Origin of the sequence: Shinella sp. G-2, assembly GCF_050172695.1 — a bacterium.
GTDB lineage: Bacteria > Pseudomonadota > Alphaproteobacteria > Rhizobiales > Rhizobiaceae > Shinella.
In genome coordinates, this window is the sequence record NZ_JBBEYH010000006.1 from 146721 (window position 1) to 169781 (window position 23061).

Consider the following 23061-nt stretch of genomic DNA (forward strand, 5'->3'; position numbering starts at 1 on the left):
TGCCATGTTGGATTTCCTGGAGCTTGAGGAAACCGTCGGCCGCGCCTGGCACCGGCTGATCGGCAACACCGCCACCTGGCCGCGCCACGGCGAACATGCCATGCGCCTGGAGGACATCCGTCCGATGCTCGCCGTCTGCTTCCGTGGCTTCGGCGGGGAGGGCGCGGTGCAGATCGCCCCGGCGCGCGGGCGCACCTCGACGCACCGTCTCCGGTTGCGCCAGCGCCTGGGTCTGGGTGAAGAGAAGCTGGTGCAACCCGGCCGCGACCACGCGACGCTGATGCTGCCCGGTGAGATCGCGCTATTCCCCGACAAGGACCTCAACCGCGATCTCTTTATCTGGCTCGCCGCTGCCATGGCCGTCATGCCGCTCGACAAGGTGGCCGAAGGCGATCCGCTGCGGCGCGACCTCGCCCTTCTCCAGCGCGCCGAAGCGACGGCCAAGGCCGTTCTGACCGCCTTTCCGGGTCTTGTCAGGCGCTACCGCCGGCTTTGCGCAGCGACGCTCGAGGCCCGCCGTGCCCGGCCGCTGCCGTCCATCGAGCGCCATGTCGAGAACCGCATCCTCGGCCTCCTGAGGAAGGGCGCCGGCTTTTCCGACGACACGCTGCCGGTCATCTTCCCGCACCGCGCGCCGCCGCGTTACCTGCCCATGCTGCCCGTGCCGCTCTGGCCGGACGCCCTGTTGCGCGAGGACGGCGACGGGCGCGAGGAGGAGGATCAACCCGCGGCGGGTGGCGCGCCGGAGGCGGCCGAGACGGGGCGCCATGTCGCACAGCGCGAGAAGGCGGAGAACAGCAGGAGCGAACGCAGTCCCTTCATCCTCAATCGCTTCGAGAAGATCCTCGCCATGGCCGAGATGGTCAATCTCGACCGTCCCGGCGACGACAGCGACGACCACGATTCCAGCGCTGCCGACGAGCTGGACGACATGACGCTCGGCGAGCGGAAGGGCCGCCCCGCCGCCCGCTTCCGTTTCGATCTCGACCTGCCGCCGGAAGCGCTCGACCGTTCGCGGTTGACCGGCGAATACACCTATCCCGAATGGGATTATCGCACCGCGAGCTATCTGCCGGACCATTGCCGCGTGTTCGCCGCGCCCGCGCCGGACACGGCCATTGCGCCGGAGGCGGACGCGGACACGAAGAGCCTGATCCGCCGCGTGCGCCGGCAGTTCGAAGTGCTGCGCCCGCGCCATGAAATGCTGCGCGCGCAGCTCGACGGTGCGGAACTCGATCTCGACGCGGTGGTCCGGGCGCGCAGCGACCTTGCAGCCGGCGGGCAGGGCAGCGATCGCATCCACCTGATGAGCCAACCGCAGGCGCATGACCTTGCCGTCACCATTCTCGTCGACGTCTCGCTCTCGACCGATGCCTGGTTCGACAACCGCCGGGTGCTCGATGTGGAAAAGGAGGCGCTGCTGGTGCTCGCCCACGGCCTTGCAGCCTGCGGCGACAGCCATTCGATCCTCACCTTCACCTCACGCCGCCGCTCCTGGGTACGCGTCGAGACCGTCAAGGATTTCGGCGAGCCGATGGGCCATGGCGTGGAAGCACGCATCGCGGCGCTGAAGCCGGGCTTCTACACCCGCATCGGTCCGGCGATCCGCCACGCGGCGGCCAAGCTCAACGAACAGCCGAACCGCCGCAAGCTCCTCCTCGTCCTCACCGACGGCAAGCCGAACGATGTCGACCACTACGAGGGCCGTTTCGCGCTGGAGGACAGCCGGCGCGCCGTCATGGAAGCGCGGCGCAGCGGCACCAGCGTGTTCGGAGTGACGGTGGACCGGGAGGCGCAGGCCTATGTGCCGGCCATGTTCGGCCGCAACGGCTATGCCATTGTCAGCAACATCGCCCGGCTGCCAGCGGCGCTGCCGGCGATCTATCGCGGTCTTGTGGGATAGAGGGCACAGGATCTGCGAGAAAGGCCCGGCATGCCGCACCATGCCGGGCCTTTTGCATTATGCCGCCTTGCTGTGCGTGCGGGCCGATTGGTCGATATAGGCGTCGAAGGCGGCAGCGACGGCGCGAATGATGAAGCGATGATCCTGCCGGACCGTGACGATGCCATCGTGGATATCGATGGCGCCATCCTCCTTCAGTGCGGCAAGCCGCACATTGCCCTCGAACAGCGGGGCCACCTCGAAGCCGCGGCGCGCGGCGATGGCGCCGGCATCGACACGGAAATCGCACATCAGCCGCTCGATGATCTCCGCGCGCAGCCGATCTTCGGCGGTGAGCCGGTAGCCCTTGACGGTCGCGAGATGGCCGGAGGCGATGCGTTGCGCATAGAGGCCCGGCGGCACCTCGTTCTGGATATAGCCGTCCGGCATCCGCCCGATGGCCGATGCACCGAAGCCGATGAGGGTCGTGCAGGCGTCCGTCGTATAACCCTGGAAATTGCGATGCAGCCGGCCGTGCCGCGCCGCAAGCGCCAGACTGTCGCCCGGCAGGGCATAGTGGTCGAGGCCGATGCGAACATAGCCGGCACCGCCCAGCGTCTCGGCAATCGCTTCCGCCTGTTCGATACGCCGTGCCGCATCCGGCAGGGCGCGCTCGTCGATCAGCCGCTGGTGTTTCTTGAAGGAGGGGATGTGGGCGTATCCGAAGACGGCGAACCGTTCCGGCCGCATGGCGACCGCCGCCTTCGCCGTCGCGATGCAGGACGCGACGGTCTGGTGCGGCAGCCCATAGATGAGGTCGAAGTTGATGCCGCCGACCCCGGCCTCGCGCAACCGCACCACGGCCTCCATCGTCTGTGCCTCGCTCTGGACGCGGTTGATCGCCTTCTGCACGACGGGATCGAAACTCTGCACACCGAGGCTGGCACGGGTAACGCCCGACTGCCCCAGCGCCGCAGCCATTTCGGGCGTCAACGTGCGTGGATCGATCTCGACCGCGATCTCCATGCCCGATGTGAAGGCGAAGCGCGTGCGCAGAAGCGCGATCAGGGCGGAAAATTCTTCCGGCTGCATGATCGTCGGCGTGCCGCCGCCAAAATGCACATGACGGATCTGCGGGCGGGCGCCCGTTTTCCCGGAGACCAGGTCGAACTCCTTCCGCAGCACGTCGATATAGTCGAGGATCGGCTCGTCACGCTGGGTAATGGTGGTGTGACAGCCGCAGTACCAGCACATGGAGCGGCAGAACGGGATATGCAGGTAGAGCGAGGCCTCCGTGTCCGGCTCGATGGCGGAGAGCCAGTCGCCATAGGCCCCGGCGCCGACGACGGGCGAAAAGGCAGGTGCGGTCGGGTAGCTCGTATAGCGTGGCAGACGCGCCTCGCCGTATTTGTCGATCAGGGCCTGTTGCATGGCGCTTTCCTCTTTGCGGATGTTCGATTGACGAAAGCCTAGGAGGGGCGAAGGCCTCCTTCTTTGCGAAAAGCCAAGCAGCGCGCAGGACGGCCGGAATTCCCGAATTGTTTGCGCATGGTCAAAGTGCCGCGCCGACGGCGGCGTTAGCGTCAGCTGGTTCCGGTCGTGTCGGGCCGCACCCTTCCGGAACGCCATCCGAGCGGCCGGGACGGAATCCAATACATGACAGACCACCAGGAAAAGCCCCTCATCGACGTCCGCACCGTGCCGCCGCGCGAGCGCCATCCGCGCATCTTCGGCATGCTCGGCGCGTTGCTGCCCGGAAAGTCCATGCTGATCACCAGCGATCACGACCCGCGCCCGCTGCACTACCAGTTGGAGACGAATTTCCCCGGGCAGTTCGGCTGGGACTATCTGGAGGCAGGACCAGAGGTCTGGTGCGTCGAGATCGACCGGCTGGAAGACGGCGGTTGCGACTGCTGCTGCGGCTCGGACCACTAAAGTATCCGCGGCGAGGGAGACCGACATGCCGGGCGCAACGCTTTCCCGCTGGACCATGTCCTACTTCGCCGCCGCCTGCCTCATGCTGCTGGCCGGGCAGGGGCTGATGGTTGCGGGCTATGGCTACCCGGCCGCGTCCATCGGCGCCCCGGAAACGCTGGTGCTCGTCCATGTCCTTGTTATCGGATGGCTGAGCCTGCTGATGGCCGGCGCGCTGTTGCAGTTCGTACCGGTCCTGATCGCCCGGCCGCTCGTCGGCGGGCGCTTCGCCGCGCCCGCATTGATGCTGCTCCTTGGAGGGCTCGGATTTCTCGTCGCCGGTTTCATCGGGCTTTCCGGCGCGCTGGACCTGCCGCTTGCCCTGCTGCCGCTCGGCGGCACCCTGCTTCTCTCCGGCTTCGGCCTGATCGCAGGCCTTCTGGCGGCGACGCTCTGGCAGGCCCGCCCCCTGCCGCTGCCGGCCCGCTTCGTCGCCCTCGGGCTTGCCGCGCTTGCCGGTACGGTCCTCGTCGGCTTCGCCTTCACCCTTGCTCTTTCCGGCCTTGCCGAAAGCGATACCCTGACGCAACTGGTCGCCAACGGCCTGTCCTTGCATGCAATGCTCGGCCTCGCAGGCTGGCTCACCATAACGGCGGTCGGGGTCAGTTACCGACTGCTCGCCATGTTCCTGCTCGCCCCGGAAACCGAGCGGCGCAGCAGCCGGGCGGCCTGGTGGATAGCCGCGCTTGCGATCGGGCTCGCTGCCGCCGCCGTTCCCGCCGTGCTGTTTTCCCTTTCCGGCAGCATCCTCCTTGCCATCGCACTCGTCCTGTCGCTGGCAGCGGTGCTGCTCTATGGCGGCGATGTCCTGCACCTTTATCGCGCACGCAAGCGCAAGCAGGCGGAACTGAACATCCGCGCCACCTTTCCGGCCTTCGTATCCCTCGCGGTTTCCATCGTCCTGCTCAATCTTCCGGCGGTACGGGCAGGCGAGGGCGTGGCGGCTGCGGTCTATCTCCTCGTCTTCGGCTGGCTGACCGGCCTCGGCCTTGCGCAGCTCTACAAGATCGTCGCTTTCCTCACATGGCTCGAGGCCTATGGCCCGGTGCTCGGCCGCGCGCCTGTGCCGCGCGTGCAGGACCTTGTCGCGGAGAACCGCGGGCGTATCCTGTTCTTCGTCTATTACAGCGCCGTTGCTGCGGCCACGCTGGCGCTTGCGGTCGGCGCGCCCGGCTCCTTTCGTGGCGCAGTCGGCCTGCAGCTCATTTCCACGCTGGCGCTGATGCGGGAGTTCGTTCGCGCGCGCCGGCTCACCGTCGTGCCCGCAGCGACCCGCTCTCCCGCGGGCATGGTGCGGCCGCATCTCTTCCTGCCTCTTTCCCTTTCAAGGAGATAATCGATGTCCAACATTTCGCCCGGGATCGCACCGAAGGTGCTCGACGTGCGGCCGATCCTGCAGAGCGGCGGCGAACCGTTCCAGGAGATCATGCAGGCGGTACAGGCCCTTGCCCCCGGACAGGGGCTGAAACTCGTCGCCCCCTTCCGCCCGCAGCCGCTCTTTCGCGTCATGGAGGGGCGCGGCTTCGACCACGAGGCCCGCGAGATCGAAAGCGGGCATTGGGAAGTCCTGTTCACGCCGCAGAAGGATGCTGCGCCGGTGGAAATCTCCGTCGATGCCGACCGGCCGGAAACCTGGCCGGATCCGTCCTTCCATCTCGATCTTTCGGACCTCGACCCTCCGGAGCCCATGGTGCGCATCCTTGCAGCCATGGAAAAGCTGGATGCGGGAGACGTCCTCTTCGCGGTGCTTTCCCGCGAACCGCTGTTCCTGTTCCCGGAACTGACGAAACGCGGCCACCAGTGGGCCGGCAATTTCGACGAGACGGGCAGCGCCTACCGCATCCTCGTCCGCGTCGGGCAAGCGAAGGCCTGAAACGATGGACGCAGAGGAAAAGACGGCGCTCGCCGACGATATCCGCAATGCGCTGCGCATGATCATCGACCCGGAGATCGGCCGCAACATTGTCGAACTCGGCCTGATCTACGACATCGCGGTGGAAGAGGGTGGCATCGCCCGCGTCACCATGACCACCACGACACGCGGTTGCCCGGCAAGCGGCTACCTCAAGGAAGCAGTCGGCAACTGCGTCTGGTACGTACCGGGTGTCGAATATGCCGAAGTATCCATGACCTATGAGCCGCCCTGGACGCCTGACATGATGGCGCCTTGAGAAGAAGGCCCGGAGACAGCTCCGGGCCTTCCGCGTTTCAGAGCGGGGTGCGGTGCTTGCGCGCCAGGATCGGCGCATATTCCAGGCAGAAGAGCCCGAAGGCTGCGATCCAGAGCAGGCCGGCCGCACCATAGATGTGCTGGCTCATCTCCGGAAGGATTTCTCCCAGCGGCCGCACGAGGGCGCAGAGAATCAACGCCGCGTAGGCCGCCATGGTGAGGCGCGAGGCCGCGAGAACCCGGCCTGTATGGCCAAGGCTCGCCCGCGTCATCACCGCCAGCATCATGCAGGCAATGGCGCCCACCGAGAGCAGATGCAGCACCGAACGCTCCTCCAGAACATCGAGGGCGCTCAGCGCGATGGCGAAGAAGCCGAGCGGTACGAACGCATAGGCGACGTGGAGAATGACGAGCAGCTTTTCCGGCGCCGTCGTCCAGCCCCGCCAGCGGTGGAGGCGGATGCAATGCAATGCGGCGGCGGCAAGACCGAGCCCGACGGTCACCGGATGCTCCGGCACCGCGACCCAGACGGCAAAGGCGGCGACGCCGGCCAGGATCGCCACGGTGTCGAAGCCGTTATAGGGCACCGGGAAATCCGTACGCCCGAACTTGTTGAGCCAGTTGCGCGTGAAACTCGGCACGATGCGGCCACCGACGATCGTCACCAGAACCACGTAGGCGGCCACGGCAAGGCGAATGGCGAGGTGGTCGTGCCCCCCCTCGATCACCGCGGCATGGAAGACGGCGTTGGCGAGCGACAACGCCAGCAGACCGCCAAGCACTTTCAGGTCCTTCCATTTGCGCCCCGCCACCACCTCGCGCGTGCAGATCGCCATGAGCACGGGCAGGAAGAGACCGTCGATCACGGCCGCCGCGACAAGCCCGATTTCATCCGTCGCGAGAAGGGCGATCCGCCCAGCGCACCACAGGCCGAAAAGTCCGGCGAGCGGCCAGCCGGAGACGGGCAGCCGTCCGGTCCAGTTCGGCACGGCCGTCAGGAGGAAGCCGGCCAGCACCGCCGAGGCGAAGCCGAACAGCATCTCGTGGGCGTGCCAGTTGGGCGCGCCGTAGTCGCCGGCAAGCTCGATCCGCCCGGTGATAGCCGCGATCCAGAGCACCATCGCGGCAATAGCCCAGAGCGCCCCGCCCAGAAAGAAGGGCCGGAACCCATAGGAAAACAGCACCGGGCCGGTGCGCGAGAGGCCGCGCGGGACGGCGCGGCTGACACGCGCTGCAGGTTGGCTAGCGTTCATGATCGTCTCTTTCCTTTGCAATCGTCAGCTCTTTCTAGGGCAGCCGTCCGGCGGCTTCTTTGCGAGATGGCAAAGAGCAAATCGGCCCCTGCCAAAATGCCGCAGCGGCCGCAAAGGCCTGTTTGAGCCATCACAAAGAGGTCGGCGCGAATGCTCCTAGAACAGAAGGGACGGGGCGATACACCGCTCCGTCCTTTGAAAAGGAGAAATGCAATGACTGAGCAGTTTCAGATGACACGCCGCACCATTCTCGGCGGTGCCGCCTTTGCCGGCGTCCTGACGCCGATCATTGCGGCGTCGGTGGCGCGGGCCGAAGGCGGCGCCGTCACGACCAATGCTGCCGCAACCGCGGCCGATATCGCCAAGCTGGAACGGGTGAAGGTCGAGCTGGTCAAGCCGCCCTTCGTCCATGCTCACAGCCAGAAGGCCGAGGGCGGCCCGAAAGTCTACGAATTCACCATGACGATCGAGGAAAAGAAGATGATCCTCGACGACAAGGGCACCGAGGTGCACGCCATGACCTTCAACGGCTCGGTTCCGGGTCCCCTGATGGTCGTGCACCAGGGCGACTATGTCGAGCTGACGCTGATCAACCCCGATACCAACGAGTTGCAGCACAACATCGACTTCCATTCGGCAACCGGCGCCCTCGGCGGCGGTGCGCTGACGGTGGTCAACCCCGGTGAACGCACCGTCCTGCGCTTCAAGGCCACCAAGGCCGGCGTCTTCGTCTACCATTGCGCACCTCCCGGCATGGTGCCCTGGCATGTCACCTCGGGCATGAACGGCGCGATCATGGTGTTGCCGCGCGAGGGCCTGTCGGACGGGCACGGCAAGGAGCTGACCTACGACCGCGTCTATTATGTCGGCGAGCAGGATTTCTATGTGCCTCGCGACGCCGAGGGGAACTACAAGAAATACGACAGCGTCGGCGAAGCCTATGGCGATACGCTGAAGGTCATGCGCACACTGACCCCGAGCCACATCGTCTTCAACGGCGCGGTCGGGGCGCTGACCGGCGACAACGCCCTGCAGGCCAAGGTGGGCGAGAAGGTGCTGATCGTGCATTCGCAGGCCAATCGCGATACGCGCCCGCATCTCATCGGCGGCCATGGCGACTATGTCTGGGCGACCGGCAAGTTCCGCAACGTGCCCGACGTCGACCAGGAAACCTGGTTCATTCCCGGCGGCACGGCAGGCGCGGCCTTCTACACCTTCGAGCAGCCGGGCATCTACGCCTATGTCAACCACAACCTGATCGAGGCCTTCGAGCTCGGCGCGGCCGCCCACTTCACGGTCACGGGCGAATGGAACGACGACCTGATGACTTCGGTCACCCCCCCGAGCGGCGCCTGACGCCACAAGCTCCCCGATGCGTCCGTCCACGGGCGGGCGCATCCTTCCGGGCCGCCGCCGGCGGTCCGGCTCCCTATCCGCGCCTGTCCCGGATGCCGAACGATCGTCCGGGCAAGGCGCAAGGAGGCCACCATGGCGGTTCTGACATCGAGACCCGGCCCTTTCTGGACATCGCTGACCCTTCCTGCCCTGCTGCTCGCCGCCCTTGCGGGCGCTATGGCGGTCAAGACCGGTCTCATCCGCACGGCGCCGGCCGGCCCGGTCCTGGACGAACCGCTGACGGTCGAGATCGCTCCGCGCAGCTTCGCCTACCGCGACAGCGGTGAATTCTACCGCAACGGCTTTGCCGTCGACGGACCGGTGAAGACCGCCGCAGTCACCCGTCCTCTCACCATCATGAAATACCAGGTCACGGCGGGCGACTATGCACGCTGCGTGGCCGACGGCGCCTGCCCGGCCGCCGAGCCGGGCTTTGCACCGGTCGATCCCGCCGATACGCCCGCAACCGGCGTCAGCTATGACGACGCCGTGGCCTATGCCGGCTGGCTGAGCGAGCGCACCGGCGAAATCTGGACGCTGCCAAGCGACCGGGATCTTGCCTTCGCCGCGGGCACGCGCTTTCCCGACGATGCGCTGGGCGTCGACATCAACAGCACCAACCCCGCCGAACGCTGGCTTGCCGACTATCGCCGCGAGGCGGCGCGCAAGGCCTCGCGCGATCCCGTTCCCCAGCCGCTTGGCCGGTTCGGCGAGAACGAATACGGCCTGGCCGATTTCGCCGGCAATGTCTGGGAATGGACGGCGACCTGCAACCGGCGCGTCAATCTCGATAAGGAGGGCTATGTGGTGAACGATGTCTCGTCCTGCGGCATCTATGTGGCGAGCGGCAAGCATCGCGCCGCGATGAGTTCGTTCGTGCGCAATCCGAAGGGTGGCGGCTGCGCGGTCGGCGTTCCGCCCGACAATGTCGGCTTCCGGCTGGTCAAGGATACGCGCTGGTATGCGCCGCTCCTTGCGGCACTTCGCGCGCGCGGCATTCCGCTCTGAACTTCCGGCAGGGCGACAGGCGTGATAGAAGCCGGTAACTTTCACGCGAGAGGAATGCGATTGTGAAGATTGACCGGACCGTCGTCCGCTCGCTCGCCCTGTTCGAGAGGATGAGCGACGAAGACCTCGACAGGCTGCTGACCCATGCGACCGCGCGCCGCGTGGCGCAGGGCGATGCCATCTTCGAGCAGGGTCAGGCGGCGACGAGTTTCTTCCTGCTGCTGCATGGCCGTCTCAAGGTGACCCAGGTGACCGAGGACGGCCAGCAGATCATCGTGCGCGTCGTGCATCCCGGCGATCTCTTCGGCTTTGCCAAGGCCCTCCAGCGTTCCGACTATCCCGGCACCGCGCGCGCGGCGACCGAAAGCGTGATCCTCGGCTGGCCGACGGATCTCTGGCCGCATTTCGTCGAGCAGAATCCCCGCCTTGCCGTCACCGCCATGCAGACCATCGGCCAGCGGCTGGAGGAGGCACATACCCGCATCCGCGAAATGTCCACGCAGGAAGTGGAGCGCCGCGTCGCCCATGCGGTGCTGCGCCTGTCCAAGCAGGCCGGCCGGAAGGAGGGCGAGGGCATCCGGATCGATTTTCCGATCTCCCGGCAGGACATCGCCGAGATGACCGGCACGACGCTGCACACGGTCTCGCGCATCCTCAGTGCCTGGGAATCTCAGGGGCTCGTCGAAGGCGGTCGCCAGAAACTCCTCGTCCGTGACCTCGCCGGCCTTTCGGCGCTGGCTGACGGACCACGGGATTAACGCTATTCTTCATCCGTCCCTGTCGGCCCTTGCCGGAATGGGGGAACCGCCGCTAAGTCTTGCGGCAACTGGCTGCGCAAGGGAGGGCGCCTTGAACGACAACAACGTGCTGAAATTCGAGCGTCCGAAGCCGAAGCAGGAGAACAAGCCCGCCGCGCCGGGGCCGCGCAAGGGCCTGATCTGGCTCCTCGTCTCAGCCGCCGTCGTGCTTGTCTGGGCCTATTACCAGTTCATCGCGCCGGCGAGTGTCTAGTTCAGTCCAGCACAGCCATGCGAAGCTCGGCCTCGCGGCCGAGGGTCGTCATCCATTCGGTGAACTGCGGGCGTCCCTTGATCTGCCGGCCGTAGTGGCGGCCGAGCCCGGCCGTCAGCTCTCCCTTGCGGCCAAGCTGCTCATCGGCAAAACCGATCATCTGCGAATTCGGCCAGGCCTGCGGGCGGATGGCGACGAGGCGGGCAAAGAGGCTCTCCGCCTCCTCGTCCGGATTGGCCTGCGCCATCAGCGCCAGCATGGCGGCCGTCGAGCGCGATATGCCCATGTGGCAATGGACGAGGAGATGGCTCTGCGCCTGCTTCTCCCTGAGTTCGAGGAAATCCGCGCCGAAGCCGAGGATCGCCGCGACATGATCGGCCGTCGGCATCACGCGACCGGGCGCGGCAGCGATGATATCGTGGAACCGCAGCGTCGTGCGCTCATGCCTGCCGTAGGCGGTGAAGGCCTCCAGTTCGGGATGATCCGGGTCGATGAGCGAGAGAACATGGGTGACGTTGCGAGCGCTCTGGCCGGGCAGCTCCTCGATGCCGCAAACCGTCAGCACCGGCGAGAAAACCATATCCATGTTCTTGTCCTTCAAATTCTACGTATGACGGGTTCTGCTCCCCCGCGTGCAAGGGGATCAAAGATGGCGGTGCATGTCCACATCGATCCGCGCCGTCGGCGGTGCGTCGACATGGCGATCCTGCAGAGCGATTGATAGTCAAAACCGGGCGGCACGACAACGCGCCTTCTGCGCGAACCCGCGCATTCCGGCATGGCTCACCGGAAAACGCCCCCGCATCGGCCCGCCATATCGGATCGCGAATACCCTCGGAGCGAGTGTCGGACTTTAGGTGGTTGTTCAGCATTCTGCCGTAACGTCAGCGGACTTCATGCAGGCAGGGACTTCCGATGGGCGTGGTGACGCTGGAGCAGGTGGAGCGCCAGATCGCAAAAGGTTTCCCCTTTCTGCGCTTTGCGCCCGGTGTGGAAGCGGCCTTCCGCAAGGACTATGCGGACGAACGCGTGCGGCTCGCCCTCATCTGGGGCGTGGTCGGCACGCTGATCTACGATCTCGTTTATTTCGGTGACCGCACAATGATGGCGGACGTGTTCGGGGAGCTGCTCGTCGCACGCTTCCTCGTCTTCACGCCCTTCGTCATCGGCTGCATCGTCGCGGTCCGACGCTGGCGCAATGCCCTGCTCTACGACATCCTGTCCGTCGCCATCGCCGTTCTGGGGGTGACGTTGCCCATGCTCGCCGCCACGCAGAGCGCCAGCCCCTATCTCTTCGTCTACCAGAACGGCAATTCCGCCGCCTTCCTGTTCTTCGTCATCGCGCTCCGGCCGCGCTTTCCCGCCATATTGGCCGGCCTTGTTCTGATGTGCGCCTCGCATTTCACCACGACGAAGCTGACAGGCGCCTTCGATGCCGTCACCTATTCCGGCATCATCACCTTCTACGTCACGCTTTCGATCTTCCTGGCCGTCAGCGCCTATTTCCTGGAACAGAAGGACCGGCAGAACTTCCTCAACCAGTTGCGGGCCGGCCTGCTCTACGACCAGCTGGAGCGCAATGCCGAACGCGACGAACTGACCGGCCTCCTCAACCGGCGCTCGCTGGCGCGCACCGGCGAGCGGCTGTGGACGGGCGCCGGCGCTTCCGCCGTCTCGGCCATCCTGCTCGATATCGATCACTTCAAGCGCTTCAACGACGTGCACGGCCATATCGAGGGCGATGCCTGCATCCGCGCCGTCGCGCACTGCATCCGCCGGACGGCGGATGAGGCCGCCTTCGTCTTCCGCTTCGGCGGGGAGGAAATCCTCGTGCTTTCCGCCTGTGCGGAGCCGCTGACGGCTCTCGCCATGGCGGAGCGCATCCGCGCTGCCATAGAAGACCTCGCCATCGACCACCGCGGTCTGGACGACGGTTGCGTCACCGTGAGCCTGGGTGTCGCGCTTGCCGAGCCCGCCGGCACCACGCTGGAGAAATTGCTGCAGGTGGCGGACGGAGCGCTCTACGAGGCCAAGCACAGGGGCAGGAACACCGTGGCGCTCGCGGACGGCCTCGTGCCCGGCACCCGCGTCGCCTGACCCCCTTCAGACTTCGAAGACGTCCTCGAAGGATTCCGGGAAGCTCTGGCGGGCGACTTTCTCGTTGATGATGAAAAGCGCCTCGTAGGACAGCGGGTCGAAATCCTTCTCGGCCGGCAGAACCTCGCGGCCGAAGAGCAGATTGAGCCGCGCGGCGTCGAGATTGCCGCGTTCGAAGGGCTCGTCCCCGAAATAATGCCAGAGGGCATGCAGGAAGGCGGCATCGATGCGGTGCTCGGCCGTGCCCGGCCGTGCCTTGCGGGGCAGCGCCTTGATCGGCGTCACCCCGCGCGGATTGGCGCGACGGATGGTGAACTGGATCCCCGTGCCCGGCATGCCGGACGGGAAGCCGCGATGTTTGGTCATGTCGGGCAGGTTCGCCATCCGCTTGTCCTTATGCCTTGCCGATCTTGTCCTGCGTCTTCGTGTCGAAGTCGGAGGCATCGTGCCGTTCGTGCAGCTGCTCGGCGGGATCGCCGTTCAGCCGGTTGACCATGCGGCCGCGGATGACTGCCGGACGCGCAGCGATCTCGGCCGTCCAGCGCTGGACGTTCTTGTAGGTCTCGACCTCGAGGAACGTTCCGGCATCGCCATACTGCTTGTTCTGGGCAAGGCTGCCATACCAAGGCCAGATCGCCATGTCGGCAATGGTGTAGTCGGCACCTGCCACGAAGCGGTTGTCGGCAAGCTGGCGGTCGAGCACGTCGAGCTGGCGCTTCACCTCCATGGCGTAGCGGTCGATGGCATATTTGATGCGGATCGGCGCATAGGCATAGAAGTGACCGAAGCCGCCGCCGAGGAAGGGCGCCGAGCCCATCTGCCAGAACAGCCAGTTGAAGGTTTCCGTCCGGGCGCGCAGGTCGGTCGGCAGGAAGGCACCGAATTTTTCTGCGAGATAGAGCAGGATCGAGGCCGACTCGAAGATGCGCACCGGCTCGCCGCCGCCCTTCGGCGCATGGTCCATCAGCGCCGGGATCTTGGAGTTCGGATTGACGTCGACGAAACCGGAACCGAACTGGTCGCCATCGCCGATGCGGATCGGCCAGGCATCGTATTCCGCGCCCGCATGGCCGGCGGCCAGAAGCTCCTCCAGCAGGATCGAGACCTTCACGCCATTCGGCGTCGCCAGCGAATAGAGCTGCAGGGGATGTTTGCCGACAGGCAGCTCCTTGTCGTGGGTCGGGCCGGCGATGGGGCGGTTGATATTGGCGAAGGCGCCGCCATTGCCCTTGTCCCAGGTCCAGACCTCAGCGGGCTCGTAGCCGGCGGGGAAATTGTCGGCGGGAGATTTTTCGGTCATGAAACGATCCTTGTCGAAGAATGCGCACGATGCCGACGCAAAGAGCCGGCTGCTTCGCGCAGTTCTATACCGTCCGCACGCCGCCTTCTAGGCATGCGGGTTCCGGTTCGGCGCCGCCCAAGGAATTTTCGTTCGCCGTCCGGGCGTCCGGTCGCGGAGATCGCGACCGGAGCGGATTTCGCAAGGTCTTACGCGCGATCCGCGCGATAGGCGACGCAGTCGATTTCCACGCGGCAATCGACCATCATGCGCGACTGCACGCAGGCGCGGGCCGGCGGGTTCTTGCCGAAATACTCGGCATAGACGCCGTTGAAGCTCCAGAAGTCGCGCGGATCGTCGAGCCAGACGCCGATGCGCACGATATCATCGACGCCGTAACCGGCCTCATGGAGAATGGCGATCATGTTCTCGATGGCCTTGCGGCTCTCGGCGACGATGCCGCCGGAAACGATCTCGCCCTTTTCCATCGGCACCTGGCCGGAGACATAGAGCCAGCCGGCGGCTTCGGTGGCGCGGGCGAAGGGCAGCGGCTGGCCGCCGGCGCCGGTTTCCCCGGCGCCATAACGCTTGATCGTCATGGAATTCTCTCTTTTCTGGTTGAAACTGGCTTAGTTGAAACTGGACGTCTTGAGGAACTCGGCGAGCCGCTCGGTCTTCGGCTGTACGAACATTTCCTTCGGGTCGCCTTCCTCGCAGATGACGCCCTGGTTCATGAAGATGACGCGCGAGGAGACCTCGAAGGCGAAACGCATCTCGTGCGTGACGAGCAGCATGGTCATGCCGTCGGCGGCAAGGCCCTTGATGACCTGCAGCACCTCGCCCACCAGTTCCGGATCGAGAGCGGAGGTTACTTCGTCGAACAGCATGAGGCGCGGCGACATGGCGATGGCACGGGCAATGGCGACGCGCTGCTGCTGGCCGCCGGAGAGCTGGCCGGGATAGTGGTTGGTGCGGGCGGCAAGGCCGACGCGGTCCAGCCATTTCTCCGCGATGGCGCGCGCCTCGGGCTTGGCCATCTTCTTCACCTTGATGAGGCCGAGCATGACATTCTCGGCCGCGGTCATATGCGGGAAGAGATTGAACTGCTGGAAGGCCATGCCCGTCAGCGCGCGCTGGCGGGCGATCTCCTTCTCGCTCTTGCGCCGGCGTGTCGCGCCTTCGACGTGGTAGCCGATCTCCTCGCCGTCGAGGCGGATCGTGCCGCCCTGGAATTCCTCCAGCATGTTGATGCAGCGAAGCATGGTCGTCTTGCCGGAACCGGAGGAGCCGATGATGGAAATCACCTCGCCCTCCGCAACCGTGCAGTCGACGCTTTTCAGCACCTCGTTCTGGCCGTAGGTCTTGCGCAGGCCCTTGATGTCGAGAATGGTCTTGGCCATCGGTCGGGTCTCCTCAGGACGGCAGGGCGGTCTTGCGTTCGACATATTTGCCGAGACGCTCGATGCCGAAGTTGACGATGAAATAAAGAGCCCCGGCCAGGAAATAGAACTGGAGGCTCATGAAGTTGCGCGAGATGATCTCCTGCGTGCGCAGGAGCAGTTCGGCAACGCCGATGACGGAGAGCAGCGTGGAGGCCTTCACCATTTCGGCGGCGGTGTTGACCCAGGCCGGCAGGCACTGGCGCAGCGCCTGGGGCCAGAGCACCGAGGTAAAGGTCTGACTGAAGGTGAGGCCGATGGCCTTGGCGGCCTCCGTCTGCCCCTTCGGGATCGCCTGCAGCGCGCCGCGCACGATCTCGCCGATATGCGAGGAGCAGAAAACCGCCAGCGCCAGGATGCCGGCCGAGAAGGGACCGAGATCGATGCCGGCCGCCGCCGAGACATAGTAGCTCGCAAGCACGAGCACCAGCACCGGCGTGCCGCGAATGATGTCGGTATAGGCGCGCACGACGAGACGCAGGACCCTGCCGCCATAGACGAGCGCGAGGCCGACGAAGACGCCGAACAGCGAGCCGGCGACGATGGCGAGCAACGAGATGGAAACGGTGGTGCCGAGACCGCTCAGGATGACGTAGCGAGCGCCCCAGAGCTGTTCGAGGAAGGCGAAGGAAGACATCTGGATCACCTCGGCAGGGCCAGCCGGCGCTCGATGAGGCGCAGCAGGGCGGCAATGAGGAAACAGGTGACGACATAGAGGGCGGACGTCACCATCCAGGTCTCGATGACGCGGAAGCTCTCGACGTTGATCTTGCGCGCCGCGAAGGTCAGCTCCGGCACGGCGATGGCCGCGGCGAGCGAGGTGTCCTTGAACAGCGAGATGACCGTGGAGGAGAGCGAAGGCAGCACGTTGCGGAACATCAGCGGCGCGATGATCGAACCGCGGATCTGCATGGGCGTAAGGCCGATGGCCAGCCCGGCCTCGGTCAGGCCGCGCGGAATGGACAGAAGCCCGGCGCGGAAGACCTCGGCGAGATAGGCGCCGGAATAGAGCGAGAGCACCAGCACGAAGCTCTGGATCTTGCCGAGCCGGAAGCCCATCTGCGGCAGAGCGAAATAGGCGAAGAGCACCAGCACGAGGATCGGCAGATTGCGGATGATCGTGACGTAGAGCCGCGCCGGTGCGCCGATAAGCCTGTTCCTGGACGTCAGCGCGAAGGCGACGGCAAGGCCGATGGCGGCACCGATGAAGATGGAGATGACGGCGAGGCCAAGGCTCAGCGCAAGACCGCTGAGCAACAGATCGAAGCTGCGCCAGACGGCGCCGAAATTCAGCGTGTAACCCATGGCAGGCTATCCCGGTTTGGAGAGCGAGGCGAACCCCGCTCCCCTGACGATTACTTGTATTCGACCGGGAAGCCGATCTGCGGAGGCGTCAGTTCCTTGCCGAACCAGGTCTTGTAGGACGTGGCGTAGAAGTCGAACTCGACACCGGTCATGGCTTCGTGCAGGGCGGTGTTGACGAAGTTCAGCCAGTCCTGGTCGCCGCGCTTGACGCCGCAGGCATAGGTCTGCGGGTTCCAGCCGTAGCCGGCGTCCTTGTAGCGGCCGGGGTTCTGCGTCATGTACCAGGCGAGCGACGACTGGTCGGTGGCGACGGCATCGGCGCGACCCGATTCCAGGGCCTGATAGATCAGGTCGACGGATTCGTACTGATCGACCGTCGCTTCCGGCAGCGCGGCATGCACCATCGCCTCGGCATAGACGTTCTGCAGAACGGAGATGGTGACGGAAGATCCCGCCGCCTTCAGCGCCGCATAGTCGGCATACTGCCCATCCCCCTTCAGCATCAGGCCGACGCCTTCGCGGTAGTAGGGAATGGTGAAGGCGATCTGCTGGGCGCGCTCGCCCGTCACCGTCATGAACTGGCAGGTGATATCCACCTTGTCCGTCGTGATGTTCGGAATGCGCGCGTCGGACGACTGGTTGACATACTCGATCTTGTCGGGATCGCCGAACAGCGCCTTGGCGATGATACGGCCCATATCCACGTCGAAGCCCTGCAGCTTGTCTTCCGCACTCTTGAAGTGCCAGGGCGCATTCGTGCTGCCGGTGCCGAGGATCAGGTGGCCGCGGGCGATGACCTCATCGAGCTTGCTGCCGTCGGCGAGGACGGGCGTTGCAAACAGCGCGGCGGAAACGGCCAGCGACAGCGCGCCGGCGCGGAAAGAAAGGTTCATGGTGCTCCCCCCAAGTGAACGCATTTATGAAATCCAATATAATGGACACTCGTCTATTTTACCGGATGCCGTATGAAGCGCCAAGGCCGCGGGCTTGTCAATAGGGATTCCTAAAACACACGGCCCATTGTATGCATTTGCCTGCGCCCGCTGCATGCATGGCCTTTTTCTCGACGGACGGGCCCGTTTGCATGTACATGGGAGGGGTGAGGGACAGGGCAGAATCGGGGAATGGCGTGATGGGTTCTGCGGAACCGGTGCACTACAAGGTCGCGGAGGCTGCACGGCTTGCCGGCGTTTCGGCGTCCACGCTCCGGCTTTGGGAAGCGCAGGGGCTTGTGGTGCCGGGGCGCTCGGAAACGGGGCATCGCCAGTACAGCGCCGAGGACGTCGCCCGACTGAAGCGCATCGCCTGGTATCGAACGGAGCGCGGGCTCAACCCCGCCGCCATCCGCGAAGCGCTGGAGGCGGAAGAGCCCGCGGCCGACCCGCCGCATGCCGAAGGCGATGCGCCGCAAGGTGTCGGCCGCAAGCTGCGCAGCCTCCGGCACGCCGCCGGCAAGACGCTGGAGCAGGTCGCCGGCGATATCGGCATCGCGACATCCGTTCTCTCCACCTTCGAGCGCACCTCGCAGGGGGTGACCTTCCGTGTGCTGCACGACCTTGCCGCCTACTACGAAACGACCGTCTCGAAGCTTTCCGGCGAGGAAGAGAGCGGCGACCGCTCCGTCGTGCGCGCCGGCGAGTGGAAGCTCTGGCCGGAAACTTCACCCGGCGTCACCGTGCAGGTGCTGGCGGACGGGCGCAACATGATGGATTGCCATCGCTTCGTGCTCGCCCCCGGCGCCTCCTCGGATGGCGCCTACAAGCATGAGGGCGAGGAGTTCGTGCATGTTCTCTCTGGCAGGATCGAACTGGTGCTCGACGGCCATGAGTTCCACGACCTCGGCCCGGGCGACAGCCTCTATTTCGAGAGCTGCCGCCGCCACGCCTGGCGCAACCGGCATGACGGCGAGACGGTGCTGATCTGGATCAACACGCCGCCGACGTTCTGAGCAATTCCAGCGATCGGCGAAGACCTAGAGCATGTCAGGTTCAGATCGAACCAGACATGCTCTAAATTCTTTTGTTTCCGTTTGTCTTTTCGGGAAAACCGGTTCCCACTTTTCCCTGACAAACTCTAGCCGCGTCGCTTCAACTGCTGCTCGCGGAAGAAGATGAAGAGGCCAGAGGCAACGATGAAGCCGGCACCGACCAGCATGGCCGGGCGCGGCGCATCGGCAAAGAAGATCCAGCCGAAGACCAGCGCCCACAGCAGCAGCGTATATTGTAGCGGCACGACGGTCGCCGCATCCGCCAGCTTCAGCGAGCGGTTGACCAGCATGTGCGCGCTCATCGCCACGATGCCGAGAAGGCTCAGAAGGCCGAAGTCGACGGAGCTGACCGGCGCCCAGCCGGCGGGATCGGCAAGACACCAGATGCCGGAAAACACCGCCGCGCCGGCAATCTGCCAGAAGACCAGCGTCGTGTCGGGCGTGGCGCGCAACGACCGGCCGAGCACCATGGCAATGCCGAAGGCAAGGCTGCCGGCCAGTGCGATGAGGGCGGGAAGGGTGAAACTGTCCTTCGACGGTTCCAGCGCGATGAGAACGCCGACGAAACCGACGACGATGGCCGTCCAGCGGCGCCAGCCGACCTTTTCGCCCAGCATCAGCGGCGAGAGGGCTGCGACATAGATGGGCGCGGCGAGCCAATAGGTCATGGCGTCGGCGAGCGGCATGTAGGCGACGGCGAAGTAGAAGCCGGAGGCTTCGAAGGCGAAGAGGGCGGAGCGCAGGAGATGCAGTTTCGGCCGTTCGACCTCGATCAGCCGCCGCCAGCCCACGCGCCAGAAGAAGGGCGCGAGCACCACCAGCGCGGCAATGCTGCGGATCAGCATGAGCTGTCCGACCGAATAGGTCGCCATCAGCCATTTGCCGAGCACGTCGTTCAGCGAGAACATCACCATGCCGAGCAGCATCAACAGGACGCCGAGGCGGGCGGAGCCGGCATCAGACGAGGAAAGGGTGGTATCGGTCATGGCGAAAACTCGGGCATCTCGGGATGCCAGCGCTGTGACACATTCCGCAAGGCCGATCCAGTCAGCAATTTTGATGCTTGCATTCAGCCGCGACGGGCGATGAGGATGCCGAAGAGCACGATGACCCCGCCGACGGCCTGCATCAGCCCCACCGGCTCGGCCAGCAATATCCAGGCGAGGATGGCGGCGACCACCGGCTGGAGCAGTAGCGTCAGCGATGAGAAGGCGGTCGGCAGATAGGCCAGCGCATAGGTGACGAGGCCTTGCCCGCCGACATGGCTGATGAAGGCAAGGCCGAGCACCATCGCCCAGCCGAACAGCGTGACCGGCACCATGCCCGCCTCGAAGAAGAAGGCGAGGGGCAGCATGCAGACGGCGGCGGAAAAAGTGGTCCAGACCATGATGCGCAGGGTCGAGAAACGCGACCGTACATGACCGAGCGTCAGCATGTAGCAAGCATAGAAGATCGCCGCGACGATGGCCGTCAGGTCGCCGGCAAGCTGCCCGCCGCCGATGGCCGCAGGTCCGCCCTTCAGCACGATGACGCCGGCGAGCGCCAGTGCGAGCCCGGTCAGGAAGACCGGCGTGATGCGAGTGCGGAAGATAAGCCAGGAGCCGAGCGTCACGAAGACGGGCGCCAGATTGGCGAGCAACGTTGCATTGGCGACGGAGGTCATGTGCAGCGAGAGGTGCCAGGCGGCAAGATCGACGGCGAGGAATGCGCCGGGCAGCAGCAGGAAGATGTAGTCGCGCAGGCCGGACGGCGTTTCGTCACCCTGCTTCGTCACACGCGAGATCAGGAAGAAGGGGATGAGCGCCAGCGAAACGCGCCAGAAGGCCGTCGCCATCGGCCCGACTTCCGAAAGACGCACGAAGATCGGCGATCCGCCGATGGCGGCGCCTCCGATCAGAAGGGCGAACAGGGCAAGGCGGCTATGGCGGGAGGCGGCAGGTGACACGGTCGAACGTCCGGATGGCGAGATTGCCAGCGGGGCTATCAGACCGCACGGGCTTGAACCAGACGGGCGCCACTAAATTAGCGGAAAACTTGCGGCCGATGCAAAGACGGCGCCCGAAGGCGCCGTCTTCAAAACCTCAAGCCGCGTCGGGCCGGTGGATGGTCTTCACTTCGAGGAAGTCCTCGAGGCCGAACATGCCGCCTTCGCGGCCGTTGCCCGACTGCTTGTAGCCGCCGAAGGGGCTGCCGTAGCGGTGCGGGCCGCCGTTGATATGCACCATGCCGGCGCGAAGGCGCGCGGCGACACGCTCGGCGCGTTCCGGATTGCCGGTCTGGAGATAGGCGGCAAGGCCGTAGGCCGTGTCGTTGGCGATCGCGATGGCTTCTTCTTCGGTGTCGAAGGGAATGATCGCGAGAACCGGGCCGAACACCTCTTCACGGGCGATGCGCATGTCGTTGTTGACGTCGGCGAAGATCGTCGGCTTGACGAAATAGCCGGTCTCGAAACCGTCCGGCTTGCCGGGGCCGCCGACGAGCAGGCGCGCGCCTTCGGCAACGCCAGCCTCGATCAGCGCCTGCACGCGGCCGAACTGGATGTGCGAGACGAGCGGGCCGATATGCGTGCCTTCTTCTTCCGGATTGCCGACTGTCGCTTCCTTGCCGACGCGCTCGGCGATCTCGACCACCTTGTCATAGGCCGCGCGCTCGACGAGCATGCGGGTCGGCGCGTCGCAGGACTGGCCGGAATTGTTGAAGCATTCGCGGATCGTGCCGGCGACGCGGTCTTCGAGGTCGGCATCGGCGAAGACGAGGTTCGGCGACTTGCCGCCGAGTTCCAGCGTCACGCGCTTGACCGTCTCGGCCGCATCCTTGCTGACGGCGATGCCGGCGCGGGTCGAGCCGGTGAAGGACATCATGTCGACGTCCTTGTGCTTGGAGAGCGTTGCGCCGCACTCGATGCCGTCGCCGTTGACGAGGTTGAAGGTGCCCGCCGGGAAGCCGGCCTCGTGCACCATCTCGGCGTAGAGCATGGCATTGAGGGGCGTGAACTCGGACGGCTTCAGCACGCAGGTCGAACCCGTCGCCAGCGCCGGCACGACCTTCAGCGCGATCTGGTTGATCGGCCAGTTCCAGGGCGTGATGAGACCGCAGACGCCGATCGGCTCGCGGCGCACGACGTCGCCGTTCGGCAGCACGTCGCGGCTCTTGAGGCGCTTCAGCGCATCGATGAAGCCCTGCAGGTGGCCGACGCCGACGTCTGCCTGCTGCTCGGTGCTCATGGTGATCGGCGCGCCGAGTTCCAGCGTGATGGTGCGGGCCATCTCCTCATAGCGGCGCTTGTAGATTTCCATCAGCTTTTCGAGCAGCGCGAGACGCTCCTCGACGCTGGTCTGGCTGTAGGTCGCAAAGGCCTTCTTCGCGGCGGCGACCGCGCGGTCGATATCGGCGGCGGTGCCCATGGTGATGACGGCGATCGGCTTTTCCGTCGCCGGATTGATGACCGCAAGGTCATTGGGCTTCAGCGGGTCCACCCACTGGCCGTCGATGTAGAATTTGCGCTTGTCGAGCATGTTCGTCTCCCGTCACTTCAGTTTTTCATCGAGCCAGCTCCGGATGAGCTGGCGGTAGCGGTCCCCGCCGAAACTTGGAAAATGGCCGCCATGGACCAGCCGCACCGGCAGGTCCATGAGCCGTTCCATCGAGGCGATGTAGTCCTTCCCGTCGGAATGATAGGTGTCCTCGATCAGCGGGCCATCGTAGAGGATGTCGCCTGAGAACAGAATTTCCGACGCCTTTTCATAGAGCGCAATACCCCCTGGGGAGTGGCCCGGCGTGTGGATGACCTCGAAGCGCCTGTCGCCGAGATCGATCACGTCGCCGTCTTCGAGGATGCGCGTCGCCGGCGCCCTCTTCACCGCGTAGCATTTCGAACAATAGGGCTCCGGCGGCAGGGCGTCGAAGATCTCGTCGGTGACGTAGGGGTCGGCGAGCGTGTTTTCGCGCGTCGGACTGGCAAGCAGGTCGGCTTCGGCCGCATGCACGGCGCGGCATTCGAACTCGTGGTGGCAGCCGATATGGTCGAAATGGGTGTGGCTGGCGACGGCGATCAGGTCCCGCTCGGTGACGAGCGGCACCCATTCCCGCAGCGAAACGACGCCCATGCCGCTATCGACCAGCATGTCGCGGTCGCGCCCGCGCACATGCCAGATGTTGCAGCGATAGAATTCCTGAATGTAGGGTTCGGAAATGGCGGTCACATCGTCGTCGAGGCGACGCACGCTGTACCAATCTTCCGGGCGGATGCGCCGCATGGACC

At 65.3% G+C, this 23061-nt stretch carries 25 protein-coding genes; 11 read left to right on the top strand and 14 right to left on the bottom strand.

Going from position 1 to position 23061, the window contains the following annotated elements:
• The first annotated feature begins 4 nt into the window (after positions 1-4).
• A complete protein-coding gene (locus V8U06_RS12960; RefSeq protein WP_427140981.1) occupies positions 5-1903 on the top strand; it encodes a nitric oxide reductase activation protein NorD in 1899 nt (632 codons plus the stop codon).
• Between the two features lie 57 nt (positions 1904-1960).
• Here V8U06_RS12960 and hemN read toward each other — a convergent pair whose 3' ends face one another.
• A complete protein-coding gene (gene hemN, locus V8U06_RS12965; protein ID WP_427140982.1) occupies positions 1961-3313 on the bottom strand; it encodes an oxygen-independent coproporphyrinogen III oxidase in 1353 nt (450 codons plus the stop codon).
• A gap of 225 nt (positions 3314-3538) precedes the next feature.
• On the opposite strand from hemN, the gene V8U06_RS12970 reads away from it, so the two are divergent.
• Genes V8U06_RS12970 through V8U06_RS12985 form a run of 4 tightly spaced genes read left to right on the top strand, consistent with a single transcriptional unit; the run spans position 3539 to position 6027 of the window.
• Complete coding sequence (locus V8U06_RS12970; protein WP_427140983.1) at positions 3539-3817, top strand: DUF2249 domain-containing protein; 279 nt, start codon at positions 3539-3541, stop codon at positions 3815-3817.
• A gap of 25 nt (positions 3818-3842) precedes the next feature.
• Positions 3843-5192 carry a hypothetical protein gene (locus V8U06_RS12975; RefSeq protein ID WP_427140984.1) on the top strand — a complete coding sequence of 450 codons (1350 nt, stop codon included), beginning with the start codon at positions 3843-3845 and terminating at the stop codon, positions 5190-5192.
• Between the two features lie 3 nt (positions 5193-5195).
• Entirely contained in the window at positions 5196-5729 is a 534-nt protein-coding gene (locus V8U06_RS12980; RefSeq protein ID WP_427140985.1) for a DUF2249 domain-containing protein, read from the top strand.
• A gap of 4 nt (positions 5730-5733) precedes the next feature.
• On the top strand, positions 5734-6027 hold the full coding sequence (locus V8U06_RS12985; RefSeq protein WP_427140986.1) for a metal-sulfur cluster assembly factor: 294 nt from the start codon (positions 5734-5736) through the stop codon (positions 6025-6027).
• A gap of 37 nt (positions 6028-6064) precedes the next feature.
• Here the strand turns inward: V8U06_RS12985 and V8U06_RS12990 are convergent, their stop codons facing one another.
• Complete coding sequence (locus tag V8U06_RS12990; RefSeq protein WP_427140987.1) at positions 6065-7279, bottom strand: NnrS family protein; 1215 nt, start codon at positions 7277-7279, stop codon at positions 6065-6067.
• A gap of 213 nt (positions 7280-7492) precedes the next feature.
• On the opposite strand from V8U06_RS12990, the gene nirK reads away from it, so the two are divergent.
• The 4 genes from nirK to V8U06_RS13010 all read left to right on the top strand — a co-directional run bounded on the left by nirK (position 7493) and on the right by V8U06_RS13010 (position 10693).
• Positions 7493-8635: a copper-containing nitrite reductase gene (gene nirK / locus V8U06_RS12995; protein ID WP_427140988.1), complete on the top strand. Its 1143-nt coding sequence runs from the start codon at positions 7493-7495 to the stop codon at positions 8633-8635.
• Positions 8636-8767: 132 nt separating this feature from the next.
• Complete coding sequence (locus V8U06_RS13000) at positions 8768-9682, top strand: SUMF1/EgtB/PvdO family nonheme iron enzyme (RefSeq protein ID WP_427140989.1); 915 nt, start codon at positions 8768-8770, stop codon at positions 9680-9682.
• A gap of 62 nt (positions 9683-9744) precedes the next feature.
• Complete coding sequence (locus V8U06_RS13005) at positions 9745-10440, top strand: Crp/Fnr family transcriptional regulator (RefSeq protein ID WP_427140990.1); 696 nt, start codon at positions 9745-9747, stop codon at positions 10438-10440.
• A 91-nt stretch (positions 10441-10531) separates the two neighbouring features.
• Entirely contained in the window at positions 10532-10693 is a 162-nt protein-coding gene (locus tag V8U06_RS13010; protein WP_427140991.1) for a hypothetical protein, read from the top strand.
• A gap of 1 nt (position 10694) precedes the next feature.
• On the opposite strand, the gene V8U06_RS13015 is transcribed toward V8U06_RS13010, so the two are convergent.
• Positions 10695-11279, bottom strand: a complete 585-nt coding sequence (locus V8U06_RS13015; RefSeq protein WP_427140992.1) for a tyrosine phosphatase family protein — start codon at positions 11277-11279, stop codon at positions 10695-10697.
• A gap of 329 nt (positions 11280-11608) precedes the next feature.
• Between V8U06_RS13015 and V8U06_RS13020 the strand changes: the two genes are divergently transcribed.
• Positions 11609-12790 carry a GGDEF domain-containing protein gene (locus V8U06_RS13020; protein ID WP_427140993.1) on the top strand — a complete coding sequence of 394 codons (1182 nt, stop codon included), beginning with the start codon at positions 11609-11611 and terminating at the stop codon, positions 12788-12790.
• 6 nt (positions 12791-12796) lie between these two features.
• On the opposite strand, the gene V8U06_RS13025 is transcribed toward V8U06_RS13020, so the two are convergent.
• The 7 genes from V8U06_RS13025 to V8U06_RS13055 all read right to left on the bottom strand — a co-directional run bounded on the left by V8U06_RS13025 (position 12797) and on the right by V8U06_RS13055 (position 17706).
• Positions 12797-13174 carry a hypothetical protein gene (locus tag V8U06_RS13025; RefSeq protein WP_226922587.1) on the bottom strand — a complete coding sequence of 126 codons (378 nt, stop codon included), beginning with the start codon at positions 13172-13174 and terminating at the stop codon, positions 12797-12799.
• A 10-nt stretch (positions 13175-13184) separates the two neighbouring features.
• A complete protein-coding gene (gene yghU, locus V8U06_RS13030) occupies positions 13185-14090 on the bottom strand; it encodes a glutathione-dependent disulfide-bond oxidoreductase (protein ID WP_427140994.1) in 906 nt (301 codons plus the stop codon).
• Between the two features lie 188 nt (positions 14091-14278).
• Positions 14279-14668, bottom strand: coding sequence for a RidA family protein (locus V8U06_RS13035; protein ID WP_427140995.1), 390 nt, complete (start codon positions 14666-14668; stop codon positions 14279-14281).
• A gap of 30 nt (positions 14669-14698) precedes the next feature.
• Complete coding sequence (locus V8U06_RS13040) at positions 14699-15469, bottom strand: amino acid ABC transporter ATP-binding protein (RefSeq protein ID WP_226922590.1); 771 nt, start codon at positions 15467-15469, stop codon at positions 14699-14701.
• A gap of 13 nt (positions 15470-15482) precedes the next feature.
• Positions 15483-16145 (bottom strand): amino acid ABC transporter permease, encoded by a 663-nt coding sequence (locus V8U06_RS13045; RefSeq protein ID WP_427140996.1) that lies wholly within the window; start codon positions 16143-16145, stop codon positions 15483-15485.
• Between the two features lie 5 nt (positions 16146-16150).
• Positions 16151-16813: an amino acid ABC transporter permease gene (locus V8U06_RS13050; RefSeq protein ID WP_427140997.1), complete on the bottom strand. Its 663-nt coding sequence runs from the start codon at positions 16811-16813 to the stop codon at positions 16151-16153.
• Positions 16814-16863: 50 nt separating this feature from the next.
• On the bottom strand, positions 16864-17706 hold the full coding sequence (locus tag V8U06_RS13055; protein ID WP_427140998.1) for a transporter substrate-binding domain-containing protein: 843 nt from the start codon (positions 17704-17706) through the stop codon (positions 16864-16866).
• Positions 17707-17945: 239 nt separating this feature from the next.
• Between V8U06_RS13055 and V8U06_RS13060 the strand changes: the two genes are divergently transcribed.
• Positions 17946-18761 (top strand): MerR family transcriptional regulator, encoded by an 816-nt coding sequence (locus tag V8U06_RS13060; protein WP_427140999.1) that lies wholly within the window; start codon positions 17946-17948, stop codon positions 18759-18761.
• Between the two features lie 125 nt (positions 18762-18886).
• Here V8U06_RS13060 and V8U06_RS13065 read toward each other — a convergent pair whose 3' ends face one another.
• From V8U06_RS13065 to V8U06_RS13080, 4 genes are all read right to left on the bottom strand, one after another.
• Entirely contained in the window at positions 18887-19786 is a 900-nt protein-coding gene (locus V8U06_RS13065) for a DMT family transporter (RefSeq protein WP_427141000.1), read from the bottom strand.
• Between the two features lie 83 nt (positions 19787-19869).
• Complete coding sequence (locus V8U06_RS13070) at positions 19870-20745, bottom strand: DMT family transporter (protein ID WP_427141001.1); 876 nt, start codon at positions 20743-20745, stop codon at positions 19870-19872.
• A gap of 136 nt (positions 20746-20881) precedes the next feature.
• Positions 20882-22315: an aldehyde dehydrogenase family protein gene (locus V8U06_RS13075; RefSeq protein ID WP_427141002.1), complete on the bottom strand. Its 1434-nt coding sequence runs from the start codon at positions 22313-22315 to the stop codon at positions 20882-20884.
• Positions 22316-22327: 12 nt separating this feature from the next.
• Positions 22328-23056 carry an MBL fold metallo-hydrolase gene (locus V8U06_RS13080; RefSeq protein WP_427141003.1) on the bottom strand — a complete coding sequence of 243 codons (729 nt, stop codon included), beginning with the start codon at positions 23054-23056 and terminating at the stop codon, positions 22328-22330.
• Between the last annotated feature and the right edge of the window lie 5 nt (positions 23057-23061).

Excerpts from the sequence above, each read along its gene's own strand:
- V8U06_RS12960 (WP_427140981.1), top strand. The coding sequence starts at position 5 with ATGTTGGATTTCCTGGAGCTTGAGGAAACCGTCGGCCGCGCCTGGCAC.
- V8U06_RS12990 (WP_427140987.1), bottom strand. The coding sequence starts at position 7,279 with ATGAACGCTAGCCAACCTGCAGCGCGTGTCAGCCGCGCCGTCCCGCGC.
- V8U06_RS13035 (WP_427140995.1), bottom strand. The coding sequence starts at position 14,668 with ATGACGATCAAGCGTTATGGCGCCGGGGAAACCGGCGCCGGCGGCCAG.
- V8U06_RS13020 (WP_427140993.1), top strand. The coding sequence starts at position 11,609 with ATGGGCGTGGTGACGCTGGAGCAGGTGGAGCGCCAGATCGCAAAAGGT.
- V8U06_RS13065 (WP_427141000.1), bottom strand. The coding sequence starts at position 19,786 with ATGACCGATACCACCCTTTCCTCGTCTGATGCCGGCTCCGCCCGCCTC.
- V8U06_RS13050 (WP_427140997.1), bottom strand. The coding sequence starts at position 16,813 with ATGGGTTACACGCTGAATTTCGGCGCCGTCTGGCGCAGCTTCGATCTG.
- V8U06_RS12980 (WP_427140985.1), top strand. The coding sequence starts at position 5,196 with ATGTCCAACATTTCGCCCGGGATCGCACCGAAGGTGCTCGACGTGCGG.
- V8U06_RS13055 (WP_427140998.1), bottom strand. The coding sequence starts at position 17,706 with ATGAACCTTTCTTTCCGCGCCGGCGCGCTGTCGCTGGCCGTTTCCGCC.
- V8U06_RS13025 (WP_226922587.1), bottom strand. The coding sequence starts at position 13,174 with ATGGCGAACCTGCCCGACATGACCAAACATCGCGGCTTCCCGTCCGGC.
- yghU (WP_427140994.1), bottom strand. The coding sequence starts at position 14,090 with ATGACCGAAAAATCTCCCGCCGACAATTTCCCCGCCGGCTACGAGCCC.
- nirK (WP_427140988.1), top strand. The coding sequence starts at position 7,493 with ATGACTGAGCAGTTTCAGATGACACGCCGCACCATTCTCGGCGGTGCC.
- V8U06_RS12970 (WP_427140983.1), top strand. The coding sequence starts at position 3,539 with ATGACAGACCACCAGGAAAAGCCCCTCATCGACGTCCGCACCGTGCCG.
- V8U06_RS13000 (WP_427140989.1), top strand. The coding sequence starts at position 8,768 with ATGGCGGTTCTGACATCGAGACCCGGCCCTTTCTGGACATCGCTGACC.
- V8U06_RS13075 (WP_427141002.1), bottom strand. The coding sequence starts at position 22,315 with ATGCTCGACAAGCGCAAATTCTACATCGACGGCCAGTGGGTGGACCCG.
- V8U06_RS12985 (WP_427140986.1), top strand. The coding sequence starts at position 5,734 with ATGGACGCAGAGGAAAAGACGGCGCTCGCCGACGATATCCGCAATGCG.
- V8U06_RS13040 (WP_226922590.1), bottom strand. The coding sequence starts at position 15,469 with ATGGCCAAGACCATTCTCGACATCAAGGGCCTGCGCAAGACCTACGGC.
- V8U06_RS13060 (WP_427140999.1), top strand. The coding sequence starts at position 17,946 with ATGGGTTCTGCGGAACCGGTGCACTACAAGGTCGCGGAGGCTGCACGG.
- V8U06_RS12975 (WP_427140984.1), top strand. The coding sequence starts at position 3,843 with ATGCCGGGCGCAACGCTTTCCCGCTGGACCATGTCCTACTTCGCCGCC.
- hemN (WP_427140982.1), bottom strand. The coding sequence starts at position 3,313 with ATGCAACAGGCCCTGATCGACAAATACGGCGAGGCGCGTCTGCCACGC.
- V8U06_RS13045 (WP_427140996.1), bottom strand. The coding sequence starts at position 16,145 with ATGTCTTCCTTCGCCTTCCTCGAACAGCTCTGGGGCGCTCGCTACGTC.
- V8U06_RS13080 (WP_427141003.1), bottom strand. The coding sequence starts at position 23,056 with ATGCGGCGCATCCGCCCGGAAGATTGGTACAGCGTGCGTCGCCTCGAC.
- V8U06_RS13015 (WP_427140992.1), bottom strand. The coding sequence starts at position 11,279 with ATGGATATGGTTTTCTCGCCGGTGCTGACGGTTTGCGGCATCGAGGAG.